Source organism: Oleisolibacter albus, from assembly GCF_003336875.1.
Classification (GTDB): domain Bacteria; phylum Pseudomonadota; class Alphaproteobacteria; order Azospirillales; family Azospirillaceae; genus Niveispirillum; species Niveispirillum album.
The window spans coordinates 434,513-446,679 of sequence record NZ_QGNJ01000002.1 but is presented as its reverse complement, the minus strand read 5'-3'; the positions used below and the strand labels follow the sequence as shown (position 1 = coordinate 446,679).

At 69.1% G+C, this 12,167-nt stretch carries 8 protein-coding genes and 1 pseudogene; 5 read left to right on the top strand and 4 right to left on the bottom strand.

What is annotated here, in order from left to right; all coding sequences use genetic code 11:
- Positions 1-663: pseudogene (locus tag DK368_RS05020) on the top strand (IS630 family transposase); the annotation flags it as partial.
- 134 nt (positions 664-797) lie between these two features.
- On the top strand, positions 798-1,340 hold the full coding sequence (locus DK368_RS05015) for a methylated-DNA--[protein]-cysteine S-methyltransferase (protein WP_114392554.1): 543 nt from the start codon (positions 798-800) through the stop codon (positions 1,338-1,340).
- A 113-nt stretch (positions 1,341-1,453) separates the two neighbouring features.
- Here DK368_RS05015 and mdh read toward each other — a convergent pair whose 3' ends face one another.
- A complete protein-coding gene (gene mdh / locus DK368_RS05010) occupies positions 1,454-2,419 on the bottom strand; it encodes a malate dehydrogenase (protein ID WP_114392552.1) in 966 nt (321 codons plus the stop codon).
- Positions 2,420-2,681: 262 nt separating this feature from the next.
- Between mdh and DK368_RS05005 the strand changes: the two genes are divergently transcribed.
- Positions 2,682-3,176 (top strand): hypothetical protein, encoded by a 495-nt coding sequence (locus tag DK368_RS05005; protein WP_155524473.1) that lies wholly within the window; start codon positions 2,682-2,684, stop codon positions 3,174-3,176.
- A gap of 5 nt (positions 3,177-3,181) precedes the next feature.
- Here the strand turns inward: DK368_RS05005 and DK368_RS05000 are convergent, their stop codons facing one another.
- Complete coding sequence (locus tag DK368_RS05000; protein WP_155524472.1) at positions 3,182-4,366, bottom strand: DUF2336 domain-containing protein; 1,185 nt, start codon at positions 4,364-4,366, stop codon at positions 3,182-3,184.
- 348 nt (positions 4,367-4,714) lie between these two features.
- Between DK368_RS05000 and zapE the strand changes: the two genes are divergently transcribed.
- Both zapE and DK368_RS04990 read left to right on the top strand, forming a co-directional pair.
- Positions 4,715-5,833, top strand: a complete 1,119-nt coding sequence (gene zapE, locus DK368_RS04995; RefSeq protein ID WP_114392546.1) for a cell division protein ZapE — start codon at positions 4,715-4,717, stop codon at positions 5,831-5,833.
- Positions 5,834-5,946: 113 nt separating this feature from the next.
- A complete protein-coding gene (locus tag DK368_RS04990; protein ID WP_240002338.1) occupies positions 5,947-7,359 on the top strand; it encodes a ferredoxin reductase family protein in 1,413 nt (470 codons plus the stop codon).
- 60 nt (positions 7,360-7,419) lie between these two features.
- On the opposite strand, the gene DK368_RS04985 is transcribed toward DK368_RS04990, so the two are convergent.
- Together DK368_RS04985 and DK368_RS04980 are read right to left on the bottom strand one after the other, a co-directional pair.
- Positions 7,420-10,614, bottom strand: coding sequence for an efflux RND transporter permease subunit (locus tag DK368_RS04985; RefSeq protein WP_114392542.1), 3,195 nt, complete (start codon positions 10,612-10,614; stop codon positions 7,420-7,422).
- Positions 10,611-12,014: an efflux RND transporter periplasmic adaptor subunit gene (locus tag DK368_RS04980; protein ID WP_114392540.1), complete on the bottom strand. Its 1,404-nt coding sequence runs from the start codon at positions 12,012-12,014 to the stop codon at positions 10,611-10,613. The genes DK368_RS04985 and DK368_RS04980 overlap by 4 nt, the downstream gene beginning before the upstream one ends.
- Positions 12,015-12,167 lie beyond the last annotated feature (153 nt).

Here is a 12,167-nt window from a genome sequence, read left to right as displayed (position 1 = left end):
GCCGGTGGGCATCGGCACGGTTCACCGCTTTTTCCAGCGCCACGGTCTCACACGCAAAAAAAGACCGGGCACGCGGTCGAGCAGGACCGGCCGGACATCCTGAGGCAGCGGCTGGCCTGGTTCGAGGCCCAGCCCGATCTCGATCCCGAGCGGCTGATCTTTATCGACGAGACCTGGGCCTCGACGGCCATGGCACGCACCCATGGCCGGGCGCTGCGGGGGGAGCGGCTGCGCATGGGCGTGCCGTTCGGCCACTGGAAGACCACGACCTTCGTCGCCGGTCTGCGGCTGTCCGGCCTCGTCGCGCCGATGGTGCTCGACGGGCCAATCAACCGGCGATCCTTCGAGGCTTATGTCGATCAGGTCCTCGTCCCAGAGCTGCGGCCCGGCGCCGTCGTGATCATGGACAACCTTGCCAGCCACAAGTCCCCGGCCGTCCGTGCCGCCATCGAAGCGGCGGGCGCAGAACTACGGTTCCTGCCACCCTACAGCCCCGACTTCAACCCGATCGAGAACGCCTTCTCCAAGCTGAAGGCGCTGCTGCGCAAGGCCGCCGAACGCACCGTCGACGGCCTCTGGAACGCCATCGGCACCCTCATCGACCGCTTCACGCCAGCCGAATGCGCAAACTTCTTCACCGCAGCAGGCTATGAGCCAGAGTGAGCGGAAACCGCTCTAAAGCCCGACACCTTTCCAGTCGGCGCTGTGGTACTGCTGCGGGTCTCCGCCCGCGGACCCTGACACGCCTCCGTGGGCGGCCGATGCTGCCCCCGCAGCCCTTGATGGGAGAGGGGGCCATGCCTGACGCCATCCTGCACCGGTCCGCCCTGTCCACACCGCTGGGCCGGCTCTGGCTGTTGGCCGACACGGACGGCCATCTGCAGGCGGTAGAGTGGGACGATCATCCCGAGCGATTGGACCGGTTCCTGCGCCAGCGCCATCGCGGGCGGGCGATCCTGCGGGATGCCCCCCTGCCCGCGCTGGACGCGGCCTTCACCGCCTATTTCGCCGGTGCTGTGAGGGCGCTGGACCGGCTGCCGCTCGCCATCGGCGGCACACCGTTCCAGCAGCGCGTCTGGACCGGCCTGCGCCGCATCCCGGCCGGCGAGACCCGCAGCTATGCCGCCCTGGCCCAGGCCATCGGCTGCCCCGCCGCCGTGCGCGCCGTGGGGCTGGCCAATGGCAGCAACCCGCTGGGGCTGGTGGTCCCCTGCCACCGTGTCATCGGCAGCGGCGGCAACCTGACCGGCTATGGCGGCGGGCTGGAACGCAAACGCTGGCTGCTGGCCCACGAGGCCGGCCATGCCGCGCTCCCAGAGCAGCCTGCCCGACTGCTCTGACACGCCACAAAGAAAACCCCCGCGCCGATGGTCCGGCGCGGGGGTTACAGGATCGTCGCTCCCGGTGCGGCATCCGTCGGGCGGAATGCGGCGTCGGGAACAGGTCGCCGGGATCAGCCCGCGGCGGAGACCTTCTTGGTCACCTCGACCAGGGTCTTCACCGCCTCGACCGACTTGTCGAAATTGGCCTTCTCGTCGGCGGAGAGGTCGATCTCGATGATCTTCTCCACGCCCTTGGCGCCGATGATGGTCGGCACGCCGATATAGAGGCCGTCCACGCCGTACTGGCCGGTCAGCTTGGCGGCCACCGGCAGAACGCGCTTCTTGTCCTTCAGATAGCTTTCGGCCATGGCGATGGCCGACGCTGCCGGGGCGTAGAAGGCGGAGCCGGTCTTGAGCAGACCGACGATCTCCGCACCGCCGTCACGGGTGCGCTGCACGATCTTGTCCAGCTTCTCCTGGCTGGTCCAGCCCATCTTCACCAGGTCGGGCAGCGGGATGCCGGCCACGGTGGAGTAACGGACCGACGGCACCATGGTGTCGCCATGACCGCCCAGAACGAAGGCGGTGACGTCCTCGACCGACACGCCGAATTCTTCGGCCAGGAACCAGCGGAAGCGGGCGCTGTCCAGCACGCCGGCCATGCCGACCACCTTCTCCGCCGGCAGGCCGGAGACCTCCTGGAACAGACCGACCATGGCGTCCAGCGGGTTGGTGATGACGATGACGAAGGCGTTGGGGGCGTGCTCTTTGACACCGGCGGCCACGGCCTTGATGACCTTGGCATTGATGCCGACCAGATCGTCACGGCTCATGCCCGGCTTGCGCGGCACACCGGCGGTGATGATCACCACGTCGGCGCCGGCGATGTCGGCATAGTTGCTGGTGCCGCTGTAACCCGCGTCGAAGCCCTGGACCGGCGACAGCTCGGCAATGTCGAGCGCCTTGCCCTTGGCCACACCCTCGAAGTCCGGAATGTCGAGCAGGATGACGTCACCCAGCTCCTTCTGGCCGGCCAGCAGGGCGAGCGTGCCGCCGATCTGGCCAGCGCCGACCAGTGCGATCTTCTTGCGTGCCATGGGAATGCTTCCTCGGGTTGTTTGGTAACGGAATTTCATTATGAGCGGCCGTACCGTCCCAGTCTTGCGGCGGCGCGGAATCCGACCGTGGCTGCTCTAGCCTGAATCGGCCGGTGGGGCAAGTCGTCACAGGCACATGGCGGCCACGGACCATTCAGAGGGGCATTTGACAGGAATAGGAACCAATACCCGCCCGCTTGGTTCTGGAAGGAGCGAAAGCCGCCGGATGGCGGCCTTTCCCGGCTCGACCGCAGGTGATGCCATGGCCCGTACCGCCTTTGCCCCAGCCCTTGCCACCCTGCTGCTGTGCAGCGCGGTGGTCCCGTCAGCGGCCCAGGACCCGTTGAGCCGCCCCGGCGATGCGCCGCGGGCTGCCACCAGCGCGGCCGACCCGTGTGAAGTCTATTACAATGTACTGACACTGCGCATCGACCCCGGCCAGTCCGGCATCCCGGCCCTGGTGCGCCCCTTCACCGATGTGGGCGAATGGCCGGAGGAGCAACTGGATCTGTACCAGCGCTGCCGGCCGATGCTGGAGGCGCCGCCGGCCCTGGTCACCTGGACCGGCGCCGGTCCGGGATTGAAGCCGCTAGGCGAGCGCATGGGCAGCGAGGCCATGGTCGAGCGTCAGCCTGAACGGCCGGGCCTGCCCAATTCCACCGCGCCCGACTCCGGTCGTCCACAATCGGAGACCCTGCCGGGTAGCCCGCTGAGCCGTCCGGCGACGGATGTACCCTATGGTGGCGACGGCGGCTGACGCCGTTAACCAATGCCGAACAGGTCAAGCTGCCAGCGCAGCTCCTCCTCGGTCAGGGGGTAGTCGGTGCCGTGCCGGGCGTTCAGCATGCGGGCATGGGGCACGCCGGCCTTGGCCTGGAGCTGGCGGGCGCAGCGCATGGACAGGCCGGCCTTCCAGGCCAGCGCCGTGATGGTCTTGCCGCCCTGGCTGTCCAGGATGCGCTGGACCAGATCGGGCGGAATGGCGGCCAGCAGCCCCAGCGCCGTCCGGACAAAGGCCCAGTCGCCCCAGGACAGGGCATCGCGCACCGCATCCTCGTCCAGCCGGCCCTCGGTGAACAGGCGCCGCGCCTTGTCCTCCGGTGGTTCCTTCTTGGCATAGTCGCGGGCCCAGTCGATGCGGCGGCGCACCACGTCGGTGACCGCGGCACGGCTTTCACGGTCGAAGCCCTGGCTGGCCAGCTCGGTCTGCACCCCATCCTCGATCACCGCCGTCAATCGGGCCGCCAGCTGCGGCGGCAGACCACCCGGTGGCAGCGGCGGGACCGCCTGCACCGGCAGGCCCGGCGGCTGATCGCCGGCGGCCTCTTGAGGTCCGCCCTGGGCCAGCACGGCCTCGGTCACCGCCGGCCCCACATGCGGGCGGCGGGCGATGGCCTCCAGCACCCAGGGCACGGGCTGGGCCGCGATGATGGCCAGCAGATCCTCGTCCGACAGGGTGGCGCAGGTGCGCAGCACCGGTTCCGCCACCTCGCGCGCCACGTCGCGCGCCAGCTGCGCCACCAGCCGGGGGGGCGGCAACTCGATCTCGGCCAAGGCGCTGGCCACGGCGGCGCGCACGCGCGTCACCTGATCCACGGCCAGCACCTCCAGCGCCTGCATGGCAATGTCACGCAGGGCCCGCTGCTCGTCGGCGTTGAGATGCGGCAGGGCCCGCGCCAGCTTGGTGGCCAGCAGCCGGCGCACATCGGCGTCGCGGTCACGGGCCATGCGGGGCGCCACCTGTAGCGGCGTGGCGGTGTTGGCCGCCACTGCCCGCCGCACGCGGACATCGGCATCCTCCGACAGAAAGAACAGCAGCTCAGGCCGCATGTCGGTGCGCGCCGCCAGTTCCGCCCGCACGGCACCGTCCGGATGCACGGCCAGAGCCTTCGCCTGATCATAATTCAGGTCGGCCGGCACCTGCGCAGAGGGGTGGCGGTGGTTCACGCGGATGGACCTCGGACGGTGACGTGGATGCTGGATCGACTTCCGGCACGATTGTCCCTTCTGCTCCGTCCGGGATCAAGCCCCAGCCCTCCGGGTCCCCCCAGCCAAGAAGAGGGTGTCCGACTGGGCAGTATCTATGTCGAAAGGCAGAGGCAACGTACCCCTCCATGGAGACAGCAGGGGCGGGGCGGAGAGGCCCCGTATCCCGGAATTGCGGCTTCTGCCCTGCAGCAGATGCAGCCGCAGACCGGCCCCGCCACTCTTGCTCTGTCATGCGGCGACCGCTAGGTAGGCTGCATGCTCCGCGCCGTCGCGGCGCCGCAGCATGAACCGTCGCAGGAACCGTCCATGACCGAAGGCCCGCTTTCCGTCTATCGCGCCCGGCGCGGCACCGGCGCGCTGAAGGCCGACCCGGCCCAGGAGCTGGCCGCCGAGAAGCTGCAGAGCCTGTGGCATGCGCTGCGCGACTACCGCCCGGCCACGGGGCCGACCGGCTGGCGCGCGCGGCTGGGTCTGGCCCGCCGGCCCGACCCGGCGCCACAGGGCCTGTACATCTATGGCGATGTGGGCCGCGGCAAATCCATGCTGATGGACCTGTTCTTCGAGACGGCCCCGGTGGAGCGCAAGCGGCGGGTGCATTTCCATGCCTTCATGCAGGAAGTGCATCAGCGCCTGCACGCCATGCGCACCGGCGGCAGCGTCAAGCACGGGGAGGAGCTGCCGGAGCTGGCGCGCGAACTGGCCGGAGATGCCTGGCTGCTGTGCTTCGACGAGTTCCACGTCACCGAGATCGTGGATGCCATGATCCTGGGCCGGCTGTTCACCGCCCTGTTCGAGCAGGGCGTGGTGGTGGTGGCCACCAGCAACTGGGCTCCGGACGATCTGTACAAGGACGGGCTGAACCGTCAGCTGTTCCTGCCCTTCATCGCCCTGCTGAAGGAGCGGCTGGACGTGCTGCACCTGGCGTCGGCCCGCGACTACCGGCTGGCCCGGTTGATGGGAAGCAAGGTCTATCACTACCCGCTGGGGCCGCGGACCAGCGCCGCGATGGAACAGTCCTTTGCCGGGATGACCGAGGGGGCGGAGGTCCGGTCCTGCCGCTTGACCGTGCATGGCCGCAGCCTGGAGATCCCGCGCGAGGGACGCAATGTGGGCTGGTTCCACTTCGCCGACCTCTGCGCCAAGCCGCTGGGACCGGGCGATTACCTGGCCATCGCCACCCATTGCACCACCGTATTCATCGACGGCGTGCCGGCGCTCCGTGCCGACCAGCGCAATGAAGCCAAGCGCTTCATGACTCTGATCGATGCGCTCTATGAGCACAAGGTCAAGACCGTCATCGCCGCCGAGACGGCGCCCGAACGCATCTATGCCGAGGGCCAGCATGCCTTCGAGTTCCAGCGTACCATCAGCCGGCTGATGGAGATGCAGTCGGTGGAATATCTGGGGGCCGAGCATCTGACCTGACGGCAAGGCGGCTCCGACCGGACGGCATGCCGGGAAAGCACTGGCCAGCCGTACATCCTCATGGAACGATTCCCCCCGGGAACCGCTCCGCCAACCGGCATGAGGACGGCGCCGTGACTGCGATCAAAAGAACTTTCTGGGGGCTTCTGGCCCTGCTGAGCCTGCTGTGGCTGGCCGCCGAACCACAGCTGTTCCGGACCGCCGGCTTCTTCCCCGCGCGCCAACTGGCGGTGCAGTACAGCGGCCTGATCGCCATCGGCTGCATGAGTGTCGCCATGATCCTGGCGCTGCGTCCGCGCCGGCCCGAACCCTGGCTGGGCGGGCTGGACAAGATGTACCGGCTGCACAAATGGCTGGGCATCGGCGCGCTTGTGGTGGCGCTGGTCCATTGGCTGTGGGCCAAGGGGCCGAAATGGGCGGTGGGCTGGGGCTGGCTGGAGCGGCCGCAGCGCGGCCCGCGCCCGGTCGCAGAGACGGCGCTTGAACAGGCTCTGCAGAATCTGCGCGGCACCGCGGAGGCAGTGGGGGAATGGGCCTTCTATGCCGTCGTCCTGCTGATCCTGATGGCGCTGGTGAAACGCTTCCCCTATCGCCGCTTCTTCCAGACACACCGGCTGCTGGCCGTGACCTATCTGGTGCTGGTGTTCCACGCTGTCGTGCTGACCAAGACCGAGTACTGGCTTTCGCCCGTGGGCGCGGTCCTGGCGCCGCTGCTGGCCCTGGGCTCCTGGTCGGCCGTGACCGTGTTGCTGCGCCGTGTCGGCGCCGACCGCCGCGTGCAGGGCCGGATCACCCGCCTCCACCCTTATCCCGGCACCCATATGCTGGAGGTGGAGGTCGAGCTGCCCGGCGGCGCCATGGGACACTGGCCGGGCCACCGGGCCGGGCAGTTCGCCTTCGTGACACTGGACGCGGCCGAAGGGGCGCATCCCTATACCATCGCCTCCGCCTGGCCTGGGTCGGACCGGCGCATCAGTTTCATCATCAAGGCCCTGGGCGACCATACCAGCCGGCTGCCGGCCCTGCTGCGTGTCGGCCGGACGGTGACGATCGAGGGGCCTTATGGCTGCTTCACCTTCGACGACGTGGCCGACGACGGGGCCAACGACACGGCCAATGACCGGGCCGACGACGCGGCCGGCGACCATACCCCGCACCAGATCTGGATCGGTGGCGGCGTCGGCGTCACTCCCTTCATCGCCCGCATGAAGGAACTGACCACCCGGCCGGAGTCCCCCCAGCGAACGATCGACTTCTTCCATGCCACCCGCGACCACGACCCGGACTTCCTGGCCCAGCTCCAGACGGCGGCCGATGCGGCCCGCATCCGGCTGCATGTGCTTGTGGATGGACGCGACGGCCGCCTGACTGGCGACCGTATCCGCCGGGCCGTGTCGTCCTGGCGGGATTCCAGCCTGTGGTTCTGCGGGCCGGCCGGGCTTGGTCAGGCGCTGAGGCAGGATTTCGCCGCCCAGGGGCTGGCGGTGGAGCGGCGCTTCCACCAGGAACTGTTCGCCATGCGCTGACAGTTGGCGCATCCGCGCCGGTCGGGAGGCGCGGCGTTGCCCCTCCCGACCGGGGTCGCCTTAATCGCCCGCATCGGCCCCCGCGCCGGCTCCCGTCCCCACCGGCCGGCGTGGCGCGTCGGGGTTGCGGAACAGCCAGCGCAGCAGATGGGCCAGACGGTGCCAGAGATGGAGGACGCCGTAACGGGCATCCTCCACCGCCAGCAACAGGGCTGGCATCAGCAGCAGCACCAGCAGCGTGGCCGTGCCGATGCCGAAGACGAAGGTGATGGCCATGGGGACCAGGAATTGGGCCTGAAGCTGGGTTTCCAGCATCAGCGGCAGCAGGCCGAAGATGGTGGTCAGCGAGGTCAGTGCCACCTGCCGCAGCCGTTCGGCCGCCCCATGGACCACGGCGCTGTGCAACGGCTCCCCGGCGGCATGGCGGTCGTCGATGCTGGTGACCACCTGGATGCTGTCATTCACCAGGATGCCCGACATGCCCATGATGCTGATGTAGCTCCACATGGTCATGTCCGCCCCCATCAGCCAGTGCCCGAACACGGCACCGGCGATGCTGAAGGGGATGATGGCCATGACCGCCGCGGGCCGGGCGAAGCTGCCCATGATCCAGGCCAGCACCAGATAGATGGCGATCAGGGCGACGAAGATGCCGGTCTGGAAGTCGGCCCAGAACTCCGCCTCCTGACGCGACCCGTCGTCCATGTTCCGGCTGATGCCGTATTTCTCCAGGATGCGCGGCAGGTGCTCCTTCTCGATGACCTGGCGCACCTCGCCGGGGTTGGAGACATGGGGATCGATCTCGGCGAAGACCGACAGCACCCGCTGACCTTCGGCGCGCAGGATGCGGGCCAGCCCAGGCCGTTCATGCAGATCCACCACCTCGCCCAGCTGCACCTCCATCCCGGTGGGGCTGCGCAGCAGGAAACGGCGCAGGCCTTCCTCGGACTGGTCGGCTTCCGGCAGGCGCACGCGGAGGGTCACCTCCTCATCGCCGCGGGCGAAGCGCTTGGCGATGGCCCCGTCCAGGGCATGGCGCAGCTGCCGGCCCACCATCTCGGTGGTGAAGCCCAGCGCCTCGCCGCGCGGCGTCACGGTCAGCACCAGTTCCGGCTTGCCGGTCGGCATGTTGTCACGGATGCCGCTGACCCCGCCGAAGCCGGCCAGCACCGCCTGCAGTTCCTCCGACGCCCGCTTCAGCACATAGGGATCGTTGTGGACCAGACGGAAGCCGATGCCGTTGCCGCCGAACCCGGTCTCGTCCTGATTGAACAGGATCTGGTCGATGCCGGGCAGCAGCCTCACCTCGGCCTCCCAGGCCTTGAGGATGGACGGCAGCCGGTCGGCGCGGGCGTCGGCCGGGCTGACCTCCACCCGCATGGCGCCGACATAGTCGCCCACCTGCTCCGGCAGATTGTTGCCAGCCGTGGCACCCAACTGGCCCAACGCCATATGGACCAGTTCACCCCGCCGGTAACCCAGGGCCGCCTCCACGCGGGAGAGCGCAGCCTCGGCCTCGTCCAGCTGTTTGGCCACCGTCTCCCGCGGGGTGCCGGGGGTAAACATGACGTTCATGGTCAGCCATTGGCCCTCGGGCGTCGGCGAGAAGCTGAACAGCACGCGCCCGCCCATCTGCAGGCCGATGGCCAGCATCAGGGCCGCGACAGCAGCGGCGATGGTGGCATAGCGGTTCTCCGTGGCCCAGCGGATGGCGTTGGTGAAGCGGCCGTCGCGGAAGGCCAGGAAATGCCGCTCGAACCACAGGCGCGCGGCAGAGGATCTGCCATTGTCCCGCTCCAGCCCATGGCGGATGTGGGACGGCAGGGTCAGGAAGCAGCCCACGGTGCTGGCCAGGATCACGGCGATGGCGATCATGGGCAGCGGCTCGACGAAATCGCCGGTCGTGCCCCGCATCAGCAGCATCGGCGCAAAGGCGGCCACGGTGGTGACGGCGGCGGCGACGATGGGCCAGAACATGCGGCGGGCGGCATATTCCACCGATCGCTGCGGGTCCCAGCCCCGCTCATGGTAGGTCTGGGCCTGCTCGGCCACGACGATGGCATCGTCGCAGATGATGCCGGTCATCATGATGAGGGCGAACAGGCTCATCATGTTGATGCTCTGGTCCAGCATCAGCATCAGGGCGAAGGTGACCGCCAGGGACACCATCACGTCCACCCCGATCCACAGCGTGATCCAGGGCCGCAGGAAGATGTAGAGCACGGCCAGCACCAGCACCATGCCCCAGACCGCATTGTCGGCCAGCATGGCAATGCGATCCTCCAGCGCGTCGGCATTACGGTCGAACACCTCCACCGTCAGACCCGGCGGCAGCTGGCTGCGCAGCTCGGCCAGATAGGCGTCCACCTGGCCGGTGATGGCGATGAGATCGCCGTTCTTGGCCTTCTGCAGGCTGAGCTTGATGGCGGGATTGCCGTTGCGGCGGCCGCTGACCGAGCCTTCCTCATAGGTTTCGCGGACACTGGCGACCTGCCCCAGGGTCAGGCGCTTGCCCTCCCCGTCCACGCGCAGGGTCAGGCCGGCCACGCCGTCGGCGTCCTGCTGCTGCCCCAGGGAGCGCACCTGCTTCTCGATGCCGCCAGCCAGACTGCCCGAGGGCACATCGCTGGAGGCCTGGCCGAGACGGGTGGCGATGTCGCCCAGCGACAGATCCAGCTGATCCAGGGTGGCAGCCGGCACCTCCACCCAGATTTCGCTGTCGCGCATCCCCAGCATGTCGATGCGATCGACACCGCGGTTCAACAGCTGGTCGCGGATGCGCTTGGCCTGGGCACGCAGGGCCGGCTCCGGCATGGGGCCGGAGATGACCAGCTCCATGATCTCGTCATAGACATCGATGCGGTGGATCTGCGGCTCCTCCGACCCCTGCGGCAGGGTGGTGATGGAGGCGACGGCGCTTTCCACCTCCGACAGGGCCTTGGCCATGTCGGTGCCGTTCTTGTAGTTGACGAACAGCTCGGCGATGCCTTCGCGCGAACGGCCGGTGACGTCATCGACGCCGTCCAGGAAACGGACCTCGCGCTCCAGCGCCTCGACGATGCCACGGTCCACGTCGTCGGCGCTGGCGCCGGGCCAGGGCACGACGACAGTGATGCCCGGCACCTCGAAATCCGGGTCGATCTGGCGGTCCAGGGCGTTCATGCCCCACAGGCCGCTGACCAGCATCAGCAGCATCAGGATGTTGGCCGCCACCTTGTGGCGGACGAAGGTGCGGATCAGACCGGCGGGGTTCATGGACGGACCTCCCCCGCGACGGCTTTCTCCGGTGCAGCCCCACGCAGGGCCACCTTGATGCCCGGCGCGATCTCCTGGAAGCGGGTGGTGACCACCCGGTCTCCGGCGGCAAGCCCGTCGGCCACATAGACGCTGTCAGCGCTGCTGGCAGCCACCGTCACCGGGCGGGCCTCCAGCCGGTCGCCGGCACCGACCACATAGACCCGGCCCCCCTCATGCAGCGCCGTTACCGGCAGCCGCACCACCGCGGCATAGGCGCGGTCGGGGATTTCCACCTGGACGAAGGCGCCCGGCCGTAGCGGCTGGTCGAGCACGCTGCCCTCGAGCCGCACGAACAGGGTGACACCGCCGCTGGCGGTGTCCAGCCGGTCCACCACCCGCTCCACCCGGGCAGGATAGACCAGCGGCGTGCTACCCAGGGTCCAGACCACCCGGGCCGGGCGGCCGATGACCCCGCGACCGTCACTGCTTTCGGCCGCCAGACGGCCATAGGCTTCGGTGGACAGGGTCACCTGCGCCTCCAGACCCTCGGCCCCGGACAGTTCGGCCACCCGGTCGGCGGGGGACAGGCGCATGCCCTGCTCCGCCCCGACCCGGCCGACAAATCCGTCAAACGGCGCCACTAGGCGCGTGCGGGCCAGATCGGCCTCGGCCCGGCCCAACTGCGCCTCCAGCCGTTGCACTGCGGCCTCCTGCTGACGCACGCGGGCCTCGCCGGCGGCAACATCGTTCTGGGCGGCGGTGAAGGACTGGCGTTCCTGGGCCATGGCCACCTGGGCCTGTTCCAGCCGCGGGGCGGCGATTGTGCCCTTCTCGAACAGCTGCTGGCTGCGGGTCAGGTCGCGTTCGCGCAGATCCAACTGCTGGCGGGCGAATTGCAGCTTGGCCTTTTCTGCGGCGCTGGTGGCGCGCAGCTCGTCCAGGCGGGCACGGGCTTCCGCCAGCCCGGCGCGCGTCTCTGCCAGGGCCAGTTCGTAATCCAGTGGCTCCACCTGCAACAGAAGATCACCGGCCCGGACCACGCCGCCATTGCGCAGGGCCGGCGACACCGCCACCACCGTTCCCCCGACCAGAGCGCGCAGTTCCACCGTCCGGCCCGGCTGCATGGTGCCCAGCAGGCTGATCTGTGGCTGGTGCGTGGCGGCGGCGGCTGGAATGGCATCCACGCTCCACACCCGTTCCGGCCGCGCCTCCCGCGGGACCTCGGGCTTGCTGGCCACTAGCACGGCCAGACCGCTGATGCCGGCCAGGAGAATACCCAGTGCCACCAGACCGCGACGCCAGCGGCGCAGCCGCGCCCGCAGCCCGGCCCGATCCGGCAGGCGCAGGCGCCGCGGCCGGACCGGCGGCACCTCCACAACCGGCTCACCCCGTCCCAGGGCCGATTCCATCACATCCATGACACCCCCCACAGCAGCCTTATCGGCTTGTTTCCCCGGGAAGGCGCCGCGGCGCCTCCACTCTCGGCGAGCCGATAAGCAGGCGGCGTGCCAGACCGCGGAGACGGCGGCAGAATGGCAGATTTCCTGGATGGTCCGGGCCGCGCCATCGGA

What these genes read in the sequence shown, in the direction of transcription:
- DK368_RS05015 (WP_114392554.1), top strand. Translation starts at nt 798, where the DNA reads ATGCCTGACGCCATCCTGCACCGGTCCGCCCTGTCCACACCGCTGGGC.
- mdh (WP_114392552.1), bottom strand. Translation starts at nt 2,419, where the DNA reads ATGGCACGCAAGAAGATCGCACTGGTCGGCGCTGGCCAGATCGGCGGC.
- DK368_RS05005 (WP_155524473.1), top strand. Translation starts at nt 2,682, where the DNA reads ATGGCCCGTACCGCCTTTGCCCCAGCCCTTGCCACCCTGCTGCTGTGC.
- zapE (WP_114392546.1), top strand. Translation starts at nt 4,715, where the DNA reads ATGACCGAAGGCCCGCTTTCCGTCTATCGCGCCCGGCGCGGCACCGGC.
- DK368_RS04985 (WP_114392542.1), bottom strand. Translation starts at nt 10,614, where the DNA reads ATGAACCCCGCCGGTCTGATCCGCACCTTCGTCCGCCACAAGGTGGCG.
- DK368_RS04980 (WP_114392540.1), bottom strand. Translation starts at nt 12,014, where the DNA reads ATGGATGTGATGGAATCGGCCCTGGGACGGGGTGAGCCGGTTGTGGAG.